Origin of the sequence: Phenylobacterium ferrooxidans (genome assembly GCF_042714595.1) — a bacterium.
In the GTDB taxonomy this organism is placed as follows: Bacteria; Pseudomonadota; Alphaproteobacteria; order Caulobacterales; family Caulobacteraceae; genus Phenylobacterium; species Phenylobacterium ferrooxidans.
Map to the genome: position 1 here is coordinate 82,054 of NZ_JAOTJD010000007.1, position 23,401 is coordinate 105,454.

Genomic DNA, 23,401 nt, shown 5'->3' on the forward strand with positions numbered 1-23,401 from the left:
CTCCTCAATGAGGACAGACTAGACCGCCGGCGTTCCCCGCGCCTTGAGCCGGGCCTGACTCCGGCTTGATCTTGGCCAAGTGGCCGCCTGGCTGATTTGGCGGGCTGCGACACCCATCGCGCGCGCCGTACGCCGCAGGGAATCGGACAGCCTCGTTCTCCCACGCAGAGAGACCACCATGGCCTTCGACAATCCCTTCGCCGGAGAAATCTGGTCCAGCAAGTACCGCTTCGCCCCGGCCGGCGGAGGCGGGGACGCCAGTCTCGCCGAGACCTGGGCCCGCGTCGCCCGCGCGGTGAGCGAGCCCGAGGCGCCCGACCGTCGTGAAGCCTTCCGCGCCGAGGTGATGGACGCGCTCACCGACTGCCGCTTCCTGCCCGCCGGCCGCATCCTGGCCGGCGCCGGCACGCAGCGCTCGGTCACCCTGTTCAACTGCTTCGTCATGGGAGAGATTCCGGACGACCTGGGCGCCATCTTCGAGCATGTCCGCGAGGCCGCCGTCACCCTGCAGCAAGGCGGTGGGGTCGGCATGGACTTCTCCACTGTGCGACCCAACGGCGCCCTGGTCCGCGGTGTCGGGGCCGACGCCTCGGGACCGCTCAGCTTCATGGATGTCTGGGACTCCATGTGCCGCACCATCCTGTCGGCCGGTCAGCGGCGGGGGGCGATGATGGGTTGCCTGCGCATCGACCACCCAGACATCGAGGCCTTCATCGACGCCAAGCGCGAACCCGGACGCCTGCGCAACTTCAACCTCTCGGTGCTGGTGAGCGACGCCTTCATGCAGGCCCTGGCGGCGGATGGGGAGTGGCCGCTGGTGTTCGATGGCAAGGTCCACCGCAATGTGCGCGCGGCCGACCTGTGGGCGCGGCTGATGACCGCCACCTATGACGCGGCCGAGCCCGGGGTGATCTTCATCGATCGGGTCAACGCCAACAACAACCTGGCCTATTGCGAGGAGATCCTGGCCAGCAATCCCTGCGGCGAGCAGATGCTGCCGGCCTATGGGGCCTGCTTGCTCGGATCGCTCAACCTGGCCCGGCTGGTGGAGGCGCCGTTCTCCGACGGCGCGGTCCTGGACGAGGCGCGGCTGGCCGGACTGACCCGCACGGCGGTCCGCATGCTGGACAATGTCATCGACATCTCGCGCTTTCCGCTGGAGGCCCAGGCGGCGGAGGCAAGGGCCAAGCGGCGGATCGGCATCGGCGTCACCGGCCTGGCCGACGCCCTGCTGTTCTGCGGCGCCCGCTACGGCGGGGATGAGGCCGTGACCCTGACCCAGCGCTGGCTGCAGGTGATCAAGCGCGAGGCCTATCGCGCCTCGGCGGCGCTTGCCGCCGAGAAGGGCAGCTTCCCGCTCTACGATCCTCAGATCCTGGAGCGACCGAACCTGCTGAGCCTGGATGCAGAGACCCGGGCCATGATCGCCGAGCATGGCCTGCGCAACGGCTGCCTGACCTCCATCGCGCCCACCGGCACCACCTCGCTGCTGGCCGGCAACGTCTCCTCCGGCGTCGAGCCCGTCTTCGCCTACGCCTATACCCGCAAGGTCCGCCAAGCCGACGGGACCTCGCGCGACGAGCAGGTGGAGGACTATGCCCTGGCCGTCTGGCGCGGGCTGAAGGGCGACACGCCGCCGCCGGCGGAGCTGTTCGTAAGCGCCCAGGATCTCACCCCTGCCGACCACCTGCGCATGCAGGCCGCCGCCCAGGCCTGCATCGACAGCTCGATCTCCAAGACCGTGAACTGCCCCGAAGGCATCGCCTTCGCCGACTTCTCCGACATCTACCTGGAAGGCTACCGCCTGGGCTGCAAGGGCCTGACGACCTACCGGCCCAACGCCGTGACCGGCTCGGTTTTGTCGGTGGTCCCCGACGTGAAGCCCGAGCCGAAGCTGTCGCCCCGCCCGGACGTCCTTGAGGGCGCCACCTACAAGATCAAATGGCCGCAGAGCGCGCATGCGGTCTATGTGACCATCAACGACGCCGACACAGGTGAGGGGCCGCGGCCCTTCGAGATCTTCGTCAATTCCAAGAACATGGAGCACTACGCCTGGACCCTGGGTCTCACGCGGATGATCTCGGCGGTCTTCCGCCGGGGCGGCGACGTGGCCTTCGTGGCCGACGAGCTGAAGGCGGTGTTCGATCCCAGCGGCGGCGGCTGGATCGATGGGCGCTACGTGCCGTCGTTGCCGGCGGCTATCGGCGGGGTGATCGAGCGGCACCTGAGGATCGAGGCGGTCGCCGCGCCCGCCCACGTCGGGCACGCGGCCCACGCCGAGGCCAAGGCCTGCTGTCCCCAGTGCGGTGGGTTCGAGCTGGTCCGCAAGGAGGGCTGCGACACTTGCTTTGGCTGCGGCTACTCCAAATGCTCATGAAAGGGTCGGCGATTGATGTCCGACAAGGGCCGCGGGGCGGGGCGGGGCTAGAAGGAAGCCCCGTCCTCTAGACGACCGGAGTCCGTCATGGCCACCGCCGCTGATCGGCGCGCCTACCGGGGGCCCAAGCTGTTCAGCTACGGCTTCCGCCCCTTCTTCCTCGCCGCCGCCATCTGGGCCGCCCTGGCCGTTCCCCTCTGGCTGCTGTCCTTCACCGGCTACCTGCCGTGGGCGGCGCTCACCCGCGAGTGGCACATCCACGAGATGCTGTTCGGCGTGCTGGGCGGCATCGTCGCCGGCTTCCTGCTCACCGCCGTGCCCAACTGGACCGGCCGCTTGCCCGTGATGGGAACGCCGCTCGCGGCTCTGGCGGCCCTGTGGCTGGTGGGACGCTTGGCGATGTTGGCGGCTGCCCAGCTCGGGGTCTGGGCCAGCGTCATCGACAGCGCCTTCCTGGTGGTGTTCGCCGGTGTGATCTGGCGCGAGGTCCTGGCGGGGCGCAACTGGCGCAACCTTGCCGTCTGCGGCCTGGTCACAGTGCTCGCCTGCGCCAATATCGCCTTCCACCTTGGGGCCCTGGCGCCAGAGGCCGCCGGCCAGCGGGCCGCGCTCGGCGCCATCGCCCTGCTGATCGCCCTGATCGGCGGCCGGGTCACCCCCAGCTTCACCCGCAACTGGCTGATGCAGCGCGCGCCCGGCCCGCTGCCCGCCCCCAGTGACCGTGCGGACATGGCCGCCCTGATCCTCACGGGCCTGGCCGCCGTCGCCTGGGTGGCGGTCCCCGACGCCCCGCTGTCCGGCGCCCTGCTGACTGTCTCGGGCGTCGCGGCCCTTGCCCGCCTGGCGCGCTGGCAGGGCCTGCGGACCCTGATCGAGCCCCTGGTCTGGAGCCTCCACCTTGGCTACGCCTGGCTGGGCGTCGGGCTGATGCTGATGGGCCTCACCATCCTGGCGCCCGACATGTTTCCGCGCACCGCGGGGGTCCACGCCCTCACGGCCGGGGCCGTCGGGGTCATGACGCTGGCCATGATGACCCGGGCCACCCGGGGCCACAGCGGCCGGCCCCGGACGGCCGACGGCTGGACGCTCGTCATCTATCTTCTGGTCAACGCAGCGGCCGTGGTGAGGGTCTGGGCCGGCTTCGGCGGGGCGGGGAGCGAGGTTCTGCTGGCGACCTCTGGTGTCCTGTGGAGCGCCGCCTACGGCGGTTTCGCCCTGGCCTACGGGCCGATGCTGCTGGGCTGGCCGGCTCAGTGGCGGGGCCGGCCTCTGCCGGCTTAACCGAAGTCAAGGCTCGGCCCCTCAGCCATCATACCCAGACGGGCCTGGTCCCTCTAGGCTCACCCTCGATCCGCCCACCATGTGCGACGCCATCCTCCCATCGGCGTCGGCTCGGGTGACATCGACACCGGCGACCCGCCGGGTCTTGGGGCGCCGGGAGACCGGCGCCTCTTCTGTCCCGCGAGGAACCTGTCCCATGGACCGACTGATCGACGGGTTCGGTCGCCGTTTCCGCTACCTGCGACTTTCAGTGACGGAAGTCTGCAACTTCCGCTGCACCTACTGTCTGCCCGACGGCTACAGAAAGACCGCCGGGCCGGCCTTCCTGGGCGTCGACGAGATCGGCGCCCTGGTCTCCACCTTCCAGCGACTGGGCATCGAGAAGGTCCGACTGACCGGCGGAGAGCCGACGGTGCGCAAGGACATCGGCCAGATCATCGCCCGGGTCGCCGAGGTTCCCGGAATCGCCAAGGTGGCCATGACCACCAACGGCTGGAACCTCCACCGCCACGTGGCGGACTGGCGCGCCGCGGGCCTGACCAACCTCAATGTCTCCATCGATACTCTCGACCGGGACGGCTTCACCCGCCTCACCGGCCACGATCGCCTCCATCAGGTGGTGGCGGGCCTCGATCAGGCGTTGGCCATCGGCGTCCCGACGGTGAAGGTGAACGCGGTCCTGCTGCGCGACAGCCTGGAGAACGGTTTCGCCGAGTTCGCGGAGTTCGTCCGCCGCCGGCCCGTGGCGGTCCGCTTCATCGAACTGATGCGCACGGCCGACAACGCCGCCTATTTCACTGACCAGCATGTGAGCGGCGAGCGCCTGAAGACGTGGCTGGGCCAGGAGGGCTGGAGCCCTCGCCCCCGGGCCTCAGACGATGGCCCGGAGACGGAGTATGAGCATCCAGACTTCGCCGGACGCATCGGATTGATCGCCCCCTATGGCGCCGGGTTCTGCGACGGCTGCAACCGCCTGCGGGTCACGGCTCAGGGGCTGCTGCGCCTGTGCCTTTTCGGCCAAGGGGGTGTCAACCTGCGCGACCTGCTGACGGGCGAGGCGGAGGCTTCGAATCTGTTGGCGGCGCGGATCGCCCAGGCCCTGACGGGCAAGGCCAGCGGCCATGAGCTGGCCCGCGGACAGGCCGGGGACACTCGCAACCTGGCCCAGTTCGGCGGCTAGCCCGCGCGGCTGGCGGGCCACAATTCCTGCTCGGCCTGGCCGATGGGGGTGCCGCTGGGGGGCTGGTGATTGTCGATCAGCGGATCGGGCTTGGCCAGGCGCTCCAGGACCACCGGGCGGGCGATGGTCACCTCGGGGCCGTTGATCACGACGCCGTAGCCGGTGAGGGTGGCGAAGGCCCGCGACAGATTCTCGGGGGTCATGCCCAGCAGGGAGGCCAGCAGGCGCTTCTCGTGGGGCAGGGTGAAGGTCTCGGCTCCGCCCTGACGCACCCTTTGGGTGATCAGGTAGTTGGCCAGGCGTTCGGCGCCGCCGCGCAGCTTCTGGTTCTTCAGCGATCGCACCAGGCCGCGATAGCAACCGGCCAACTCAAGGGTGGCGGCGTAGCTGAAGCGGGGGTCTGTCTGCATGGCCCGGCGCAGGGCCTCGCCAGACAGCATCAGGATGTCAGACCGCTCCACCGTGCGCGCGCTCATGAGCGCGTCGGCGTCGAGGGCGACAGCGGCGAAGATGAATGTGGAGACCGGCCGGAGCACGGCCAAGGTGGTCTCCTTGTCGTTCCAGGTGCCCTCCAGCTCCACCAGGCCGTCCAGCAGGACATAGAGAAAGTCCACCGGATCGCCTTCATGGAGGAGGGTGGTGCCGGCCGGGAATTTCTGCAGGAAGGCGCCGGCGGTCACTGCGCCGAAGGTTTCCTCCGAGACGCCGCAGAACAGGGGCAAGCCCCTCACGCGCTCGACATCCACCACTCGCATAGACATGGGCTCGGTCTCCTAGGTCGCCCATCAATCGCGCCGCTCAACGAGTCGAGCCTTGATGTGGATCAAGTGCGGCTAAAGCGCCGCGGGCCGTCGAGCGGCTTGATGATCATCAATTGACCGAGCCAATAAAAGTAATCGCAGGTGTTGAAAGTGTAAATCGAGGCCAATATTCGCTTCAGACCGCCTCGAATATTGCAACATCCACGCCTGAATTTGATCATCATCAATCCAATCCCTCCGCGCCCTCGTCATAGCAGTGATCGACGCGAGGGCGCTTGGCCCCGCCACAGAGAAGTCGGGGGACAAGTTGACCGTCGCCATCACACCGCCCGCCACCCAGACCGCGCCCGGCGCAGGCATGGCGCTCTGGATGAGCACCTTCTCCTTCACCGCCTGTTTCGCGGTGTGGACGATCTTCTCGATCATCGGGGTGCAGATTAAGCAGAACCTCGGCCTCACTGAGGCCCAGTTCGGGCTGCTCGCCGGAACGCCGATCCTCACCGGATCCCTGGTCCGGGTCTTCCTGGGGATCTGGGCCGATCAGTACGGCGGCCGGGTGGTGAACCTGGTGGTGATGCTGTCGGCGGCGCTCGCCACCTTCCTGCTCTCCCATGCCCAGACCTATCCGCAATTCCTGCTGGCGGCGCTTGGGGTCGGCATGGCGGGAGGGTCCTTCGCCGTCGGCGTGGCCTATGTCTCCAAATTCTTCCCGAAGACAAAGCAGGGCACGGCCCTGGGCATCTTCGGCGCCGGCAATGTCGGCGCGGCGGTCACCAAGTTCGCCGCCCCCTTCGTGATGATCGCCTATGGCTGGCAGACCGTCGCTCAGGTCTGGGCCGCGGCGCTGGCGGTGATCGCCGTCATCTACTTCCTGCTGACCCGCGATGATCCGGAACTGGTGGAACGCCGCCGGACCGGCGCCAAGCCCGTCGCCGCGGCGATGCAGTTCGCGCCGCTCAAGAAGCTGCAGGTCTGGCGCTTCGCCCTCTACTACTTCTTCGTCTTCGGCGCCTTCGTGGCCCTGGCTTTGTGGCTGCCCCACTATCTGGTGGGGGTCTATCACCTGGACATCCGCACGGCGGGCATGCTGGCGGCGGCCTATTCGATCCCTGGGTCCTTGTTCCGGGTGTTCGGCGGCTGGCTCTCCGACAAGATCGGCGCGCGCAAGGTGATGTACATCACCTTCGGCATCAGCGTGGTGGCCACCTTCCTGCTGTCCTATCCCCCCACCAGCTACGTGGTGGACGGGGTCCATGGGCCGATCGCCTTCCGGCTGGCCACGGGGCTCGTTCCCTTCATCGTCCTGCTGTTCTGCCTCGGCTTCGCCATGAGCCTGGGCAAGGCCGCGGTCTACAAGCACATCCCGGTCTACTACCCCGACACCATCGGCTCGGTGGGCGGTCTGGTGGGCATGGTGGGCGGCTTGGGCGGCTTTGTCCTGCCCATCGCCTTCGGAGCCCTGAACGACCTGACCGGGGTCTGGACCAGCTGTTTCATGCTGTTGTTCGTCCTGGTGGCCAGCGCCCTGATCTGGATGCACTTCGCCATCCGCCGGATGGAGCATGCCGACGCCCCGCAGCTGGGCGACCTGCCCGAACTTCCCGAGATGGCGGCCCTGCACGCCGACCTTCAGCCGCGCCCGGTCTCCGGCGCGTCCGCCCGCGCTCGCGCGGCGACCCCAGCAACAAGAGGAGCGCCTTGATGGCTTCCCGCAAACCTGCCCGCCATGTCCTGACCGACTGGCGTCCCGAGGACCCGGCCTTCTGGTCGGGATCGGGCAAGGCGATCGCCAGCCGGAATCTGTGGATTTCGATTCCCAACCTGCTCCTGGCCTTCTCGGTCTGGATGGTGTGGTCGATGGTGGTGGCCAAGCTGAAGCTCGTCGGCTTCAAGTTCACCACCGAGCAGCTCTTCTGGCTCACTGCGCTGCCCGCCCTCTCGGGCGCCACCTTGCGGATCTTCTACACCTTCATGGTCCCGATCCTCGGCGGCCGGCTGTGGACGACGCTCACCACCCTTTCGCTGCTGCTTCCGGCGATCGGCATCGGCCTGGCCGTGCAGGATCCCACCACGCCCTATGAAGTGTTCGTGGTCCTGGCCCTGCTCTGCGGCCTGGGGGGCGGCAACTTCGCGTCCTCGATGGCCAACATCGGTTTCTTCTTCCCGAAGAGCCAAAAGGGCAATGCGCTGGCCCTCAACGCCGGGTTCGGGAACCTTGGCGTGAGCGTCATGCAGTTCCTGGTGCCGGTGGTGATCGGGGTCGGGATGTTCTTGCCCCTGGTGGGCGCGCCCCAGACCGTCGTGGAAAAGGGCGTGTCGAGCACGATCTGGCTGCAGAACGCCGGCTTCGTCTGGGTCCCCTTCATTCTCATCGCCGGCAGCATGGCCTGGTTCGGCATGAACGATATCGCCGCTGCGCGGGCCTCCTTCGCCGAACAGTCGGTGGTGTTCAAGCGCAAGCATAACTGGGTGATCTGCTGGCTCTACATCGGCACCTTCGGCTCGTTCATCGGCTTCTCGGCGGCCTTTCCGCTCCTGATGAAGACCCTGTTCCCTGATGTCCAAGCCATGCAGCTGGTCTTCCTCGGCCCGCTGGTCGGGGCGGCCTCTCGGGCGCTCACCGGCTGGGTCTCCGACAAGTTCGGGGGCCACCACGTCACGCACTGGGTGTTCATCGCCCTGGCGCTGGGCGTGCTCTCGGTGATGTACAGTGTCGGCGGCTTTGGCGCGGCGCCATCCTTCCCGATCTTCTTCGCCAGCTTCATGTGGCTGTTCTTCTGGACCGGGGTCGGCAACGCCTCGACCTTCCAGATGATCCCCGCGATCGTGCGGGCCGACATGCCCAGGCTGCTGCCGCAGGCCGATCCTGCCGCACGCCTGAAGGCTGCTGAAATGGAGTCGGCGGCCATTGTCGGGTTCAGCTCGGCGATCGGCGCCTTCGGCGGCTTCTTCATCCCGCTGGCCTTCGGCAATGCGATGAAGGCCACCGGCGGGCCGAGCTCAGCGCTGCTGGTCTTCCTGGCCTTCTATCTCAGCTGCGTCGCGGTGAACTGGCTCTTCTACGCCCGCAAGAGCTCGCTGCTGCACGCACCCCAATCCTCCTCGAAGATGGAAATCGTGGCATGAGCCATACCCTTGATCGCCTGACCTTCTTCGCTCGGAAAACCGAGCTGTTCTCCGATGGCCACGGCGTCCTCACCGACGAGGACCGCCAGTGGGAGGAGGCCTACCGGCGCCGCTGGCAACACGACAAGGTCGTCCGCTCCACGCACGGCGTGAACTGCACCGGCTCCTGCTCCTGGAAGATCTACGTCAAGGGCGGGATCGTCACCTGGGAGACCCAGCAGACCGACTATCCGCGGACCCGGCCCGAGCTGCCCAATCATGAGCCGCGGGGCTGCGCCCGGGGCGCCAGCTACAGCTGGTACCTCTATTCCGCCAACCGGGTGAAGTACCCGCTGATCCGCTCGCGCCTGCTCAAGCTCTGGCGCGCGGCGCGGGCCACCCTCAGCCCGGTGGCAGCCTGGGCCTCGATCCAGAAGGACCCGACCCAGCGCGCCTCCTACGTCACCATGCGTGGGGCAGGGGGCTTCATCCGGGCGACCTGGGACGAGGTCACCGAGATCATCGCCGCAGCCAACGCCTACACCGTCAAGGAATGGGGTCCCGACCGCATCTTCGGCTTCTCGCCGATCCCGGCCATGTCCATGGTCTCCTACGCCGCCGGCGCCCGCTACCTGCAGCTGCTGGGCGGTGTCTGTGGCTCCTTCTACGACTGGTACTGCGACCTGCCGCCGGCCTCGCCCCAGACCTGGGGCGAGCAGACCGACGTGGCCGAGAGCGCCGACTGGTTCAATTCCGGATTCATGATCCTCTGGGGCTCCAACGTCCCGCAGACCCGCACCCCGGACGCCCACTTCTACACCGAGGCCCGCTACCGCGGTGCCAAGTCGGTGGTGATCTGTCCCGACTATTCGGAGGCCTCCAAGTTCTCCGACCTGTGGCTGCCCGTGAAACAGGGGACCGACGCCGCGCTCGGCATGGCCTTCGGTCACGTGATCCTCAAGGAATTCCACATCGACAGGCAGGTGCCCTACTTCCGCGACTATCTGCGGAAGTATTCCGACCTGCCGATGCTGGTGCGCCTGGTCCCGCAGGACGGCGCCTATGTGCCCGAGCGCCTGCTGCGCGCGGCTGAGTTCGACCAGGCCCTGGGCGAGACCAACAACCCCGACTGGAAGACCGTCGCCCTGGATGAGACCACCGGCGAGGTGATCGTCCCCAACGGCTCCATCGGCTTCCGCTGGGGCGAGAACGGCAAGTGGAACCTGGAAGAGAAGGATGGGGCCGGCCGCGAGACCACCCTGCGTCTGGGCCTGAAGGGCGTCCATGACGAGGTCGCCGCGGTGCGCTTCCCCTATTTCGGCGGGGCGGCCACCAACGGCTTCGCCATGACCGATCACCCGGACGTCCTGGTCCGAAATGTGCCGGTCAAGCGCATGATGCTGCCCGAGGGCGAGACCCTGGTGGCCTGCGTCTATGACCTGTTCCTGGCCAACTACGGCGTCGATCAGGGCTTCGGCGGCGACCACATGCCGGCCAGCTATGACGAGGTGGAGCCCTATTCCCCGGCCTGGGCCGAGGCGATCACCTCGGTGCCGAAGGACCAGATCATCGCTGTGGCCCGCGGCTTCGCCGGCAATGCCGAGAAGACCAACGGCAAGTCGATGGTGATCATCGGCGCGGCCATGAACCACTGGTTCCACATGGACATGAACTACCGCGCGGCCATCAACATGCTGGTCATGTGCGGTTGCGTCGGTCAGTCCGGCGGCGGCTGGGCCCACTATGTCGGCCAGGAAAAGCTGCGGCCGCAGACCGGCTGGGCCCCGCTGGCCTTCGCCACCGATTGGGTCAAGCCGCCCCGTCAGCAGAACTCCACCTCCTTCTTCTACGCCCACTCCGACCAGTGGCGGTACGAGACGGTGGAGATGAGCGAGATCCTCTCGCCCACCGCGCCGGAAGGCGTGTGGGACGGGGCGATGATCGACTTCAACGCCAAGGCCGAGCGTCTGGGCTGGTTGCCCTCGGCGCCCGCCCTGCAGACCAACCCGCTGGAGGTGGCCAAGGCCGCCGCCGCGGCGGGGCAGGACCCCAAGGCCTACGCGCTGGCCCAGCTCAAGAGCGGCGATCTGAAGATGTCCTGCATGGACCCCGATGATCCCGCCAACTGGCCGCGCAACATGTTCATCTGGCGCTCCAATCTGCTGGGCTCCTCGGGCAAGGGCCACGAGTACTTCCTCAAGCACCTGCTGGGCGCCTCTCACGGCGTCCAGGGCAAGAACCTGGGCGAGGACGGTCGGCGCAAGCCCAACGACGTCGCCTGGCATGACAAGGCGCCGGAGGGAAAACTCGACCTGCTGGTCACCCTCGACTTCCGGATGTCCACGACGGCCGTCTACTCCGACATCGTTCTGCCGACCGCCACCTGGTACGAGAAGAACGACCTCAACACCTCCGACATGCACCCCTTCATCCACCCGCTCAGCGCGGCCGTGGATCCGGCCTGGGAGTCGAAGTCGGACTGGGAGATCTTCAAGGCGATCGCCAAGAGCTTCTCCGAGGTCTCCCCGGAGGTCCTGGGGGTCGAGCAGGACGTCGTCCTCACCCCCATCCAGCACGACAGCGCCGCCGAACTGGCCCAGCCCTTCGACGTGAGGGACTGGTCCAAGGGCGAGTGCGAGGCGATCCCCGGCAAGACCATGCCGCAGATCACCGTGGTCGAGCGGGACTATCCCAACACCTACAAGCGCTTCACCGCCCTTGGCCCGTTGCTCAAGGCCACCGGCAACGGAGGCAAGGGAATCAGCTGGAAGACAGACCACGAGGTCGACCTGCTGACGGCCCTGAACGGCGCGGTGCTGGAGGAGGGTCAGACCCAGGGCCTGGCGCGGATCGAGACCGACATCGACGCCTGTGAGACCATCCTGATGCTGGCGCCGGAGACCAACGGCGAGGTGGCGGTCAAGGCCTGGGAAGCCCTCGAAAAGCAGACCGGCCGCGAGCACACCCACCTGGCCGTGCCCAAGGAAGACGAGAAGATCCGCTTCCGCGACCTGCTGGCCCAGCCGCGCAAGATCATCACCTCGCCGACCTGGTCGGGCATCGAGAGTGAGAAGGTCTGCTACACGGCCGGCTACACCAACGTCCACGAGCTGATCCCGTGGCGGACCCTGACCGGCCGCCAGCAGCTCTATCAGGATCACCTGTGGATGCGGGCCTTCGGGGAGGCGCTCTGCGTCTACCGTCCGCCGATCGATCTGAAGACCACCTACGTCATGGGTCAGAAGCCCAATGGCGAGAAGGAGATCGTCCTCAACTTCATCACCCCCCACCAGAAGTGGGGCATCCACTCCACCTACTCCGACAACCTGATGATGCTGACCCTCAATCGGGGCGGTCCCGTCATCTGGGTGTCCGAAACCGACGCCAAGAAGGTCGGTCTGGTGGACAACGACTGGGTGGAGGCCTTCAACGCCAACGGGGCGCTCACCGCCCGGGTGGTGGTCTCCCAGCGGATCCGTGAAGGCACCACCTTCATGTATCACGCCCAGGAAAAGATCGTGAACACGCCGGGGTCCCAGATCACCGGCAAGCGCGGCGGCATCCACAATTCGGTGACCCGCACGGTCCTCAAGCCGACCCACATGATCGGCGGCTACGCCCAGCTCGCCTACGGCTTCAACTACTACGGCACGGTCGGCTCCAACCGCGACGAGTTCGTGGTGCTGCGCAAGATGACCAAGGTCGACTGGTTGGAAGAACCCCTCAACGCCAAGGATTTCGCTCAATGAAGGTTCGCGCGCAAATCGGCATGGTGCTGAATCTCGACAAGTGCATCGGGTGTCACACCTGCTCGGTCACCTGCAAGAACGTCTGGACCAACCGGGAGGGCGTTGAATACGCCTGGTTCAACAACGTCGAGACCAAGCCCGGCGTCGGCTTCCCTCGCGACTGGGAGAACCAGAAGCGCTGGAACGGCGGCTGGACCCGCAAGGCCAACGGCAAGATCGAGCCGAAGATGGGGGCCAAGTGGCGGATCCTGGCGAAGATCTTCGCCAACCCCGACCTGCCGGAGATCGACGACTACTACGAGCCCTTCGACTTCGACTACGCCCACCTGCAGACGGCGCCGGAGATGAAGGCGTTCCCCACCGCCCGGCCGCGGTCGAAGATCACCGGCCAGCGGATGGAGAAGATCGAGCGCGGTCCCAACTGGGAGGAGATCCTCGGCGGCGAGTTCTCCAAGCGATCGGCCGACTACAACTTCGAAGGCGTCGAGAAGGAGATCTACGGGGCCTTCGAAAACACCTTCATGATGTACCTGCCCAGGCTGTGCGAGCACTGCCTGAATCCCACCTGCGTCGCCGCCTGTCCCTCGGGCGCCATCTACAAGCGCGAGGAGGACGGCATCGTCCTGATCGATCAGGACAAGTGCCGCGGCTGGCGGATGTGCGTCTCGGCCTGCCCGTACAAGAAGATCTACTACAACTGGGAATCCGGAAAGTCGGAGAAGTGCACCTTCTGTTTCCCGCGCATCGAGGTCGGCCAGCCGACCGTGTGCTCGGAAACCTGCGTCGGGCGCATCCGTTATCTCGGTGTCCTGCTCTATGACGCCGACCGCATCGAGGCCGCGGCCTCGACCCCCGACGAGCAGGACCTCTACCAGGCCCAGCTCGACGTCTTCCTGGATCCCAGCGATCCGGCGGTGATCGCCCAGGCGCGCGCCGACGGCGTGCCGGAGGCCTGGCTGGACGCGGCCCGCAAGAGCCCGGTCTACAAGATGGCCATCGACTGGAAGATCGCCTTCCCGCTGCACCCGGAATACCGGACCCTGCCCATGGTCTGGTACGTGCCGCCCCTCTCGCCGATCCAGTCGGCGGTGGCGGCGGGCGCCCTGGAGATGGACGGCGACATGCCCGACGTCCACTCGCTGCGGATCCCGATCAAGTACCTCGCCAACCTGCTCACCGCCGGCAAGGAGGCGCCGGTCCAGCTGGCCCTGGAACGCATGCTGGCCATGCGCGGCTACATGCGGGCCAAGACGGTGGAGGGGGTCATCGACCACGCACTGGCCGAACGGGTCGGCCTGACGGCGGCGGAGATCGACTCCATGTACCGCTACCTGGCGATCGCCAACTACGAGGACCGCTTCGTCATCCCGTCGGCTCACCGCGAGACCGCCGAGGACGCCTACGACATGCGCGGCGGCTGCGGCTTCTCCTTCGGCAACGGCTGCTCGGGCGGCCGCACGGAGCTGGGCCTGTTTGGTCCCAACAAGCGCTCGCGCGCCAAAACCCCCATGGAGGTCTGAGACATGGCCCGCACCTACAAGGCGCTCGCGCTGCTGCTCACCTATCCCAACCGCGAGCTGCAGGCCTTCGCGCCCGAGGCCGTGGCCGTGATCGAGGCCGAGGCCATGCTGAGCAAACCCCTGGTCCAGGCCCTGCGCAAGCTGGCCGCCGAGATCACCGGGGACGACATCTACGACCTGCAGGAGCGCTACACCGAGCTCTTCGACCGCACCCGGTCGCTGTCCCTCAACCTCTATGAGCACGTGCACGGCGAGAGCCGCGACCGCGGCGAGGCCATGGTGGCCCTGCTGGAGCTCTATCGGGCGCAGGGCCTCGACTTGGCGGCCAACGAGCTGCCGGACTTCCTGCCGGTGTTCCTGGAATTCCTCTCGACCCTGTCCGACCGCCAGGCCGCGTCCCTGCTGGGCGAGGCGAGCCACGTGCTGGAGGCCATGGGGGAGCGGCTCAAGACCCGCGGGAGCGCCTACCGCGCGGTGTTCGGGGCCCTGGCCCGCCTGGCCGACACCCAGGCCGATCCGGGCGTCCTGGCGGCTCTGCTCCGCGAGCCCGAGGAGAACCCCAACGACCTGGAGGCCCTCGACAAGGCCTGGGCCGAGACCGCCGTCACCTTCGGCCCGTCCGACTCCGACTGCCCCAAGGCCAGCGCCCTGGTCGAGGCCATGACCGCCGAACCGCCGCGCGCCTCACGTCGCGCCGGCGCGCCGGCCTGAGGAGCCCCTTGCGATGCAACTGCTCAATCAAATCCTGTTCGGCGTCTATCCCTACATCGCCCTCGCGGTCCTGGTGCTGGGGTCGGTCATCCGCTTCGACCGTGAACAATACACCTGGCGCTCCGGCTCCTCGCAGCTCCTGCGGCGCAAGCAGCTGGTCCTGGGATCGGTCCTGTTCCACGTCGGCGTTCTGGTCATCTTCGGCGGCCACTTCGTCGGCCTTCTGACCCCCATCTGGGTGTTCGACGCCCTGGGCGTGCCCCACGGCGCCAAGCAGATCCTGGCCATCGTCGCCGGCGGCATCGCCGGGATCCTGTGCCTGGCCGGCGGCCTGCTGCTGCTGCACCGGCGCCTGTTCGACCCGCGGATCCGCCACAATTCCAGCTTCGGCGATACCGCCATCCTGATCATCCTGATGGTCCAGCTCTGCCTGGGCCTGGCCACCATCCCGCTGTCCCTGGGCCACCTCGACGGCGGGGAGATGCTGAAGTTCATGAGCTGGGCCCAGGGGGTCTTCGCCTTCCAGCCCAACGTCGCCGACCACGTCGCCGATGTGCACCCGATCTTCAAGGCGCACCTGGTGCTGGGCATGACCATCCTGCTGGTTTTCCCGTTCACCCGCCTGGTGCACATGCTCTCGGCGCCGGTCTGGTACCTCAACCGCCGGGGCTGGCAGCTGGTGCGGACGAGGCGTCCGCTGCCGCACCGCCGCGACAACGCTGCTCCGGTCTATCCGACCAGACCCGGCGTGCAGCCCATCCCCCTCAGTGCGAAAACCGCCGCGGTCCGACCCGCGCCCTTCAAGCCCGCGGAGTAGCCGCCATGACCGCCGCAGCCGCGACCGCCACCATCGTCGTCGAAGGGGTCGAGATTCCCGAGTTCCTCATCGCCGAGGAGGTGCAGAACCATCCCAGCCTGTCGGCCGGCGAAGCCCGCGCCGCCGCCGGCAAGGCGCTGGCCGTCAAGGCCCTGCTGCTGCACCGGGCCGACGAGCTCGGCCTGACGCCCCAGCCCATCAAGGACGAGGCCGGGCGCGAGGAGACCAACGAGGAAGCCTTGATCCGAGCCGTCCTCGACGCGGAGATCGACATCGAATCCCCCAGCCAGGTCGAGCGCCGCCGGGTCTATGACACCCAACGCGCCCGTTTCACCAGTCCGGCCCTGCTGGAGGCGGCCCATATCCTCATCGAGCCGAAGGGCGACGACGCCGAGGCCTTGGAACAGGCGCGCAGGACCGCCCAGGGCATACTGGACCGCTGCCTGGCGCAGCCGTCACAGTTCGCCCATCTGGCCAAGACCCTGTCGGACTGTCCCTCGGGCAAGATCGGCGGCTCTCTCGGCCAACTGGGTCCCGGCGACGTGGTGGGGGAGATCGAGCGCGCGCTGGGCGGCCTGCAGGCCGGGGACATTTTCCCCCGCCCGGTCGCCTCGCGCTTCGGCTGGCACATCCTGAAGCTCGAGCGGCGGATCGAGGGGCGAGAGCTGCCCTTCGACTATGTGGAGGACAAGATCGCGCTTCACCTGGAGAGCCGCGCCTGGACCGCCGCGGCGACCCGCTACGTCTCCGACCTGGCCGACCGAGCCCGCGCCCAGGGCGTGGCCTTCAGCCTCAGCCGCGACGGCCGGTTCGCCACCGGCTCCCTGTCGCTGGGCGAATTGCTGTCCCAGGGGGGCTCGGCCGACGAGCTCGAGGCCTGGCTCGACGCCACCGACCCGGAGCTGGCTGACCGCGTGAGGGCCGCGGCCCTGGCCGACAAGCTCGACGTCACCGGCTTCGTGCGCCGCGCCGTGGCCCACTTCGTCGACAACGCCGGCGACGAGAGCTGGACCCATCTGATCTCGGCCGCCCAAGGCGCCAAGGACCCCGCCATCGCCGCCATGGCGTCACTGCTGAGGGCCAAGCTGACGCCCAAGGCCCGCACCTACACCATCGTTCGGAGAGTCTGAGTCATGCGCCTTCTTCCCGGCCTCCTGGGCCTCGCGTCCCTGGCCGTTCCATCCTTGGCCTGCGCGGCCGAAGCGCCCAAGGGCCTGATCCTGGAATCCCGCCTGCGGTACGAGACCGTGTCCCAGGACGGCTTCTCCAAGGACGCCCAGGCGGTCACCCTGCGCACCCGACTGGGCTACGAGACCCCGGCCTTCCACGGCTTCAAAGCCCTGGTGGAGGGGGAGAACGTCACCGCGCTCTCCGACCGCTACAACAGCAGCACCAATGGCAAGACCGCCTATCCCCTGGTGACCGATCCCGAGACCACCGAGCTGAACCGAGCCCAGGTCTCCTGGACGGGGACGCAGGGCGAGGCGGTGATCGGACGCCAGCGGCTGATCCTCAACAACGCCCGCTTCGTGGGCAATGTCGGCTTCCGCCAGAACGAGCAGACCTTCGACGCGGCAAAGCTGGTCTACCGGCCATCTCCCAAGGTCAGCGTGACCTACGCCTATATCGACAAGGTCCACCGGATCTTCGGCGAGGACCATCCGCAGGGAAACTGGCGCAGCGACTCCCACCTGGCGCAGCTGGACGCCAAGACCAGCCTCGGCCAGGTCTCGGCCTATGGATACCTGCTGGACTTCGCCAATGCGCCCACCCAGTCGAGCGCCACCTGGGGCGCGAGGCTTACCGGCTCGCGGCCGCTGAACGCGGGCCTCAGCGCCACCTATGAGGCCGAGTACGCCCGCCAGACCGACTATCGCAACAGCCCCACCAGCTTCGACCTCGACTACATCGCGCTCTCGGCCGGGCTGAAGACCAAGACCAACGCCGTGGCGCTCGGCTTCGAGCAACTGGACGGCGACGGCCGGCGCGGCTTCTCGACGCCGCTGGCCACCCTGCACGCCTATCAGGGCTGGGCTGACGTCTTCCTCACCACCCCCGCCAATGGCGTGCGGGACCTGAGCCTTACCGGCAGTTCGGTGCTCAAGGGCCCGCACGGCAAGCCGCTGAAGATCCAGGCGAGCCTTCACCAATTTGACGACGCCGGCGGCGGCGCGGACCTGGGTCGAGAGTTCGACGCCTCGGTGTCCATGCCCCTGACCGCGAAGCTGGGCGCCGAGCTGAAGGTTGCGGCCTTCCAGGGCGACCGGCCCGCCTTCCCCGATCGGACGAAGATCTGGCTGACGCTGGAATTCAAGCTCTGACCCAAGGTCGAGAGGAGGCGGTGGTGAAACAAACGACCGAAATCGAGGAGGTCCCGATCGAGCTCCTGGCCGAGCCCCTCGACTGGTTCTTCGCCGAGCACTACCGCCACCGGCAGCTCTGCCAGATGATCGACGAAGTTTGCGCGACCACGGTGTTCGACGGCGACAAGATCGCCAAGGTGGTCGCCTTCCTGAGCCACGACCTCGCCCTGCATGTGATCGATGAGGAAGAGGATTTCTTCCCCCTCCTGCGCCGACGCTGCCTGCCGGAGGACGAGGTCGAGCGGGTGCTGGGCATGCTCTCGGCGGAGCACCGGGCCGACATGACCAAGGCTGCTCAGGTGAGCGACCTGCTCAAGGCCTGCCTGCTGAAGGAGACCGCCCCGGGCCTCGATCTGGCTCGCCGCAGGATTCTCTCGGAGTTCGCCAGCCAGGAGCGCCGACACCTGGGCCTGGAGAACGCCGTCATCCTGCCCATCGCCCGGCTGCGGCTGGACGCCGAGGACCTGGCGACCCTGGGGCGGCGGCTGGCCGCGCGCCGCGGGCGCATCCTCCACGAGCCGGACGCGTGACCCAGGGAGTCTTCCGTCGCAACCTCGCCTGGGCGGCGGCCAGGGCTCGGGACGACCGGAACTTCTTTACCGACCTGGCGGCCCAGGAGGCGCCGGACTACCTGTGGATCGGTTGCGCTGATAGCCATCTGCCGGCGCATGATCTGACCGGCCTGGCGCCTGGCGAACTCTTCGTGCACCGCAACCTGGCCAATCTGGCGCCGGCCCAGGACGCCAATTTCCTGTCGGTGCTGCAGTACGCTCTCGAGGTTCTCAAGGTGCGGCACGTCGTGGTCTGCGGCCATTATGGCTGCGGCGGCGTGCGGACGGCCGTCAGCGGCGAGCGCCACGGCCTGGTGGACAACTGGCTGCAGCCGGTGCGTAGCCTGTTCTGGCGTCATGCCGAGGAACTGGACGCCATCCTCGACGTCGAGACCCGGCTGAACCACCTGTGCGAGCGCAATGTCGTCGAGCAGGTCGGTGGCCTGGCCGGCAACCCCCTCGTCCATGACGCCTGGCGCCGGGGCCAGCCCCTCGCGCTGCACGGCTGGATCTATTCCATCCATGACGGCCTCCTGCGGGACCTGGAGACCACCGTCTGCGACCTGCACCAGGCTCGCGCCATGATCGGCGCGCCGGCCGCGAGCGACCCGCGCCGCAAGCCCGCGAGGACAAGGGCATGACCGGCGTCGCCGTCGTGCTGGCCGGAGGCGAAGGCCGCCGGATGGGGGGCGGCAAGCCCCTGCGCGCCTGGGGCGGCCGGCCGCTGCTGTTCCGGGCCATCGAGCTGGCCGGCGGCTACGCCTCCCAGGTCGCCGTCGCCGTGCGGGAGGCGGGCCAGGCGGGGCAGGGGGCGGAGATCCCGCTGCTGTTCGATCCGCCCGAGATCGGCGGGCCGCTGGCGGGTCTGGCCTCGGCCCTGGACTTCGGACGCCGCTGCGGCGCCACCTGGGTCCAGACCCTGGCTTGCGACATGCCCTACCTGCCGCCCGATCTCAGCGACCGCCTGGCCGGGGCCCTGGCGCCGGAGGTCGGCGCGGTGCTTCCCACCAGCGGAGGCCGCCTGCATCCGATCTGCGGTCTCTGGCGCGTCGGGTCGCGGGATCGGCTGGAGGCTTATCTGACCACCGGCCGCTCCTCCCTGCGCGGCTTCGCCGAGCATGTGGGGCTTCGGGAGGTGGCCTGGGACACCCCGGCCGCCGACCCGTTCCTGAACCTCAATACGTTGGAAGACCTGGCGGCCTGCCAGCCGTCCGCCGTGGTCTCCGACCAGGCCTTGATGGGCCGGCCACTGGACCTGTTGGGGTAGGTTGGTGGCTCTTCGGAGCGCCAGACGCGCGCGCGCCGCAACCCGCCGAACCGGCGGACGTCTCCGGCCAATTGGGCGCGGGAAAATCCGCCCGGGGCAGCGAGGGAAGAATTGGTCGTAGAGCCAGTCGGCGGCGACTGGTCTCCGGGTCCGAGTGGTTCGCGCCGGGCCTCGGAGAATAGGGTCCTGGGGGTCGAAAGTCGGACGATTGTTCCGCGCGTCGAATTTGGTCGAAATCCAGTCGCCGGCGACCTCGCGCCTAAGATAGCGCCGATACGTGAGCGAGCACGCCTGCTCTCGATGAGCCCCTGCGGCCTCGCCCCTCGCCGCCAGCTCGCAGGCCTGGGCGGAGGGCTTCGTGACTGTGTTCGGCGGCGGTACGCAGGGGGGGCTGAATCTCAGCCATCTGGCAGCTGGCGTCGACTCCGTGCGCGCTCAACTGCGCCCGATACGCATGGTTGTGGTTGATGCGGATCAAGCCGCGATCCACCTAACACCCGTATGGATATGTGAACTCGAAGTGGAGGTTTGTGCGGGATTTCGTGGCGGCATGGACTAAGATGACGGTCCTTGCTCGCTTCGACCTCCATTTGTCACTGCGCAGGGAGACCCAGCGCTTTACAATCATCTAAAGACGAGGAAATGCACATGTACAGTCACGTTCTCATCTCTACTGACGGTTCCGAAGTCGCGCAGAAGGGCGTGGAGCAGGGCCTGTCACTTGCCAAAGCTCTGGGCGCCAAGGTGACGCTCATTACCGTCACGGAGCGCTTTCCTGTCTATGCCAGAGGTGTCGGCCTGGAATACGCGATGAGCCAACCCATGACGGCTGAATACGCCACAGGTCAGAAGGAGGCTGCGAATGCCGCACTTGCCGCCGCCAAGCAATTGGCCGACCGCCTCGGCATCTCGACCGAAGATTTACATGTGCCGGATGCTCATCCGGCCGATGCGATCATCGAGGCTGCAAGATCGCGCAATTGCAGCCTTATCGTCATGGCCTCGCATGGCCGTCGAGGGCTTGGCCGCCTCTTGCTGGGAAGCACGACCTCGGAAGTGCTCGCAGAGAGCCCCGTGCCGGTTTTGGTCGTGCGTTGATGCCTTAGGTGGAGCGAGCCACTCCTCGGTCATGTAGTCGGCCGACGTGAACGACGATCCCGGCGTCGGCCCGCCTGCTCGCATTCGCATAGGTCCCAGGAGGTGTCAGGGGCCCGGCAGGCGATCATCAGCGCAGAGCCGTCGGCGGGGCGCGCCCTAAGACCGCCTCCTGCTCGGCGGGCTGCAGAATCGCCTCAAGCGGAATCCCGAGCAATTCGGCCGCTGACGCGGCCAGGTGCGCCCAGGTGCAGCGGTTGGCGAACAGCATTCCGGGGGCGTCCAATGTCCCGCCGCGGCTGATATAGCCGTGAGCCCTCAGGCGCTTGGGCCCGCCATCAAGGCGACGAAGGACACCCAGGAGAGGCTCTGGACGTGTGTGGGTGACGAGCACCCGGGGGAGATCTGGCGGAAACAGCGCCTCGATCGCGGAGTCGGTCAGAACGAAGCGAGCTTCGAACTCATCGCGCGGCGACCGAAGTCGACCCGGCTCAAGAATGCAGCCGACGCTTACCCGCTTACCGCTTGCGCGAAGGCGTTCGGCCGCCCGGCGCGCCTCGATCAGTTGATAAGCGCCGACCGCCACCAGTTGAAGCTCGGCTTGCTCATCTGCCTCCACGACCGCCGCGCCTAGAGTCACGGCCGCCTGCGCCTCGACGGGTCCAAGAACGCAGGGTGTGGACCGCTTGGGCGCAACTATGCAGCCGACCACGCCCCTGTCGGCATAGATGGCCCGTAATGCTTCCACCGCCGTAGCGGCATCAACCGGGAACATTACGCGCGAGACGTCCGACATCTCGCCCAGCAGGGCCTCGCCGATGGTCGGGTCCTGATGGGACTGCTGGTTCTTGCCGTTTTCCCAAGTGTGGGACGTCGCGATGAGCGGCACGCCGATCCATTGCGGCGGCGCTCCGGCCTCGGTCTGCTGCCGTGCGAAGATTATATCCTGGCGAAGCGCGCCAAGCATTTTCACGGCAAACGCCTCGTAGGAAACTGCGAGGTTCAGTCCCCCCTTGTTGCCGAGCGCGGCCCCGATCACCGCTTCTTCGTTGAGCGCCGTGATGACGGCGCCTGTCACGGATTCTGGCGCACCGGCCTCGGGTCGGTTGACCCTATGCTTCAGGAGGTCGAGCGTCCCGCCCATCTGGTTGCTGCGCAGCTCGTCGGGGTTGCCGATCCTGAAGCGAGAGCCGGGGTTAGCCCTTACGAACTCCGTGAACCAGGCGTCCATCGCGGCCATCGCCGAGGCGTTGCCCTGGGAGGGCGCATCGGAGGCCGGAAGCGTCGGCGCCGGCGGGTTGCGATGGGCGAGCGCACTGTCCCGCTCCTTGGGCCGTCCCTGCGCCTCATGTTGTAGGAACGCCCTGCGCGAGACGGCAAGGGTGTCGGCGGACACATGCAGAGCCGCCGCCCCGGCGTTGAACGCGGCGCGGGCGACCTCGTCCGTCCGAGGTATCGCGCTCAGCGGCAGATTGTGTGCCGCGTTCGAGCCTGCGCCCGGAAAACCGTAGCCTTTCACCGTAGTCGCGATGACGAACGGAAGCCGGACGGGATAGGTCGCGCGCCCTGCGGCGACCTCGGCGGACGCCAAGCCGAGGCGCTCTTCAGCTTCCAAAATCGCCCATGCGTAGGCGGCCGGGTCTCGCCCGTCGATGATGATCGGGTCAAATCCATTGACGTCCAGGTGACGGCTGAGCCAAGCCGCGCCGCCGTCCTGCGCGACCTCCGTGCGCTGCTCGATGCGCCTCCCGTTGAGCACCATCATCGGCGCTACCAGCCCGCAGTCTTCGGCGCGCCACCACCGCTCCGACCAGTCGCTCCCGCGCTGCTCCTCGAACGCCCCGTCGCTTAGAATCGCCACGAGGCGCTCCCCTGGAAGCGGCATGTGGACGTACTGGACCTCGGCGAACCCGAGATATCCGCCTTCGGACACCCCACCTGCGGTATAGGCGTTCACGTGGCTGCCGACGGGGACGCTGGGACGACCATCCGGGCCGATGGCGTAACTGTAGAAGTCGGCGCAAAGCCGGCTTAGCCCCGCATCGTCCGGCCCGTAGCGACCTTGTTGGGCGGGCGACAAATTGTCGACGAGGGCGTTGGCCGCTTCAATAGCCGCGACGCAATGGCCCTGGCCGAGGATCCAACCGCGTGTCGCGCCACTGAGCGCATTGGCCGCCAGATATCCGATGTAGGCCGGCGCGACATTCAACGCGCCGCCGGTATGGCCTTCCGGCGCAAGCTTGAAGGCGTCGGCCGGCAGTGGCGCGCCCGACAGGTCAACCCGCTCGGCATAGGTCATGTGCACCACCGTCCACATGGTCGCGCTGGCAAGTCGGTCAGCCGCGGCCAGCACAGCGAAGACCTCCTCCTGGTCACGGGCGAGGCCCCGCGCCGCGAGCTGCTCGGCGAGGCGGAGCACTCGCACGCACGTCTCCGGCGCATGCTGGATCACGCCATAGCCACTCTTCCACTGATCGAAATTCATGCCGGGACCTTTTCCTCAGGCGCGGGGCGCCTGCGCCCAAACAGACTTCAGCGCACGAACACCATCGCTTTCATTGCGCGAGATCAAGTCGGGCCACAGTGGGTCGTGTTGAATAGGCTGAAACAAGCCAACCGGGACG

General features: G+C 67.6%; 17 protein-coding genes. 15 read left to right on the plus strand and 2 right to left on the minus strand.

Annotated features, from left to right (window positions below):
• Positions 1–178: 178 nt before the first annotated feature.
• From OCL97_RS05700 to moaA, 3 genes are all read left to right on the plus strand, one after another.
• Entirely contained in the window at positions 179–2,377 is a 2,199-nt protein-coding gene (locus OCL97_RS05700; protein WP_377368389.1) for an adenosylcobalamin-dependent ribonucleoside-diphosphate reductase, read from the plus strand.
• A gap of 87 nt (positions 2,378–2,464) precedes the next feature.
• Positions 2,465–3,658, plus strand: coding sequence for an NnrS family protein (locus tag OCL97_RS05705; protein WP_304777327.1), 1,194 nt, complete (start codon positions 2,465–2,467; stop codon positions 3,656–3,658).
• A 196-nt stretch (positions 3,659–3,854) separates the two neighbouring features.
• Entirely contained in the window at positions 3,855–4,838 is a 984-nt protein-coding gene (gene moaA / locus OCL97_RS05710; RefSeq protein WP_377368391.1) for a GTP 3',8-cyclase MoaA, read from the plus strand.
• Here moaA and ftrB read toward each other — a convergent pair.
• The gene (gene ftrB / locus OCL97_RS05715; RefSeq protein ID WP_377368440.1) at positions 4,835–5,593 is read right to left on the minus strand and encodes a transcriptional activator FtrB; all 759 of its coding nucleotides are present in this window, start codon (positions 5,591–5,593) and stop codon (positions 4,835–4,837) included. The two genes, moaA and ftrB, sit on opposite strands and share 4 nt — an antisense overlap.
• Before the next feature lie 313 nt (positions 5,594–5,906).
• Here ftrB and OCL97_RS05720 point away from each other — a divergent pair, with 313 nt between their 5' ends.
• From OCL97_RS05720 to OCL97_RS05775, 12 genes are all read left to right on the plus strand, one after another.
• Complete coding sequence (locus OCL97_RS05720) at positions 5,907–7,301, plus strand: MFS transporter (protein ID WP_377368393.1); 1,395 nt, start codon at positions 5,907–5,909, stop codon at positions 7,299–7,301.
• The gene (locus tag OCL97_RS05725; RefSeq protein WP_377368395.1) at positions 7,301–8,725 is read left to right on the plus strand and encodes an MFS transporter; all 1,425 of its coding nucleotides are present in this window, start codon (positions 7,301–7,303) and stop codon (positions 8,723–8,725) included. Before OCL97_RS05720 ends, OCL97_RS05725 begins: the two co-directional genes overlap by 1 nt.
• Positions 8,722–12,453 carry a nitrate reductase subunit alpha gene (locus OCL97_RS05730; RefSeq protein ID WP_377368397.1) on the plus strand — a complete coding sequence of 1,244 codons (3,732 nt, stop codon included), beginning with the start codon at positions 8,722–8,724 and terminating at the stop codon, positions 12,451–12,453. Before OCL97_RS05725 ends, OCL97_RS05730 begins: the two co-directional genes overlap by 4 nt.
• On the plus strand, positions 12,450–13,973 hold the full coding sequence (gene narH / locus OCL97_RS05735; protein ID WP_377368399.1) for a nitrate reductase subunit beta: 1,524 nt from the start codon (positions 12,450–12,452) through the stop codon (positions 13,971–13,973). The genes OCL97_RS05730 and narH overlap by 4 nt, the downstream gene beginning before the upstream one ends.
• Positions 13,974–13,976: 3 nt before the next feature.
• On the plus strand, positions 13,977–14,684 hold the full coding sequence (gene narJ / locus OCL97_RS05740) for a nitrate reductase molybdenum cofactor assembly chaperone (RefSeq protein ID WP_377368401.1): 708 nt from the start codon (positions 13,977–13,979) through the stop codon (positions 14,682–14,684).
• 13 nt (positions 14,685–14,697) lie between these two features.
• Positions 14,698–15,501, plus strand: a complete 804-nt coding sequence (gene narI / locus OCL97_RS05745) for a respiratory nitrate reductase subunit gamma (RefSeq protein ID WP_305336897.1) — start codon at positions 14,698–14,700, stop codon at positions 15,499–15,501.
• 5 nt (positions 15,502–15,506) lie between these two features.
• Positions 15,507–16,631 (plus strand): peptidylprolyl isomerase, encoded by a 1,125-nt coding sequence (locus OCL97_RS05750; RefSeq protein ID WP_377368404.1) that lies wholly within the window; start codon positions 15,507–15,509, stop codon positions 16,629–16,631.
• A gap of 3 nt (positions 16,632–16,634) precedes the next feature.
• Positions 16,635–17,822: a hypothetical protein gene (locus OCL97_RS05755; RefSeq protein WP_377368406.1), complete on the plus strand. Its 1,188-nt coding sequence runs from the start codon at positions 16,635–16,637 to the stop codon at positions 17,820–17,822.
• 23 nt (positions 17,823–17,845) lie between these two features.
• Positions 17,846–18,394: a hemerythrin domain-containing protein gene (locus OCL97_RS05760; RefSeq protein WP_377368408.1), complete on the plus strand. Its 549-nt coding sequence runs from the start codon at positions 17,846–17,848 to the stop codon at positions 18,392–18,394.
• Complete coding sequence (locus OCL97_RS05765) at positions 18,391–19,056, plus strand: carbonic anhydrase (RefSeq protein ID WP_305761437.1); 666 nt, start codon at positions 18,391–18,393, stop codon at positions 19,054–19,056. The genes OCL97_RS05760 and OCL97_RS05765 overlap by 4 nt, the downstream gene beginning before the upstream one ends.
• Complete coding sequence (locus tag OCL97_RS05770; protein ID WP_377368410.1) at positions 19,053–19,682, plus strand: molybdenum cofactor guanylyltransferase; 630 nt, start codon at positions 19,053–19,055, stop codon at positions 19,680–19,682. Before OCL97_RS05765 ends, OCL97_RS05770 begins: the two co-directional genes overlap by 4 nt.
• A gap of 648 nt (positions 19,683–20,330) precedes the next feature.
• Entirely contained in the window at positions 20,331–20,780 is a 450-nt protein-coding gene (locus OCL97_RS05775; RefSeq protein ID WP_377368412.1) for a universal stress protein, read from the plus strand.
• 127 nt (positions 20,781–20,907) lie between these two features.
• On the opposite strand, the gene OCL97_RS05780 is transcribed toward OCL97_RS05775, so the two are convergent.
• A complete protein-coding gene (locus tag OCL97_RS05780; protein ID WP_377368414.1) occupies positions 20,908–23,262 on the minus strand; it encodes a phosphoketolase family protein in 2,355 nt (784 codons plus the stop codon).
• Positions 23,263–23,401 lie beyond the last annotated feature (139 nt).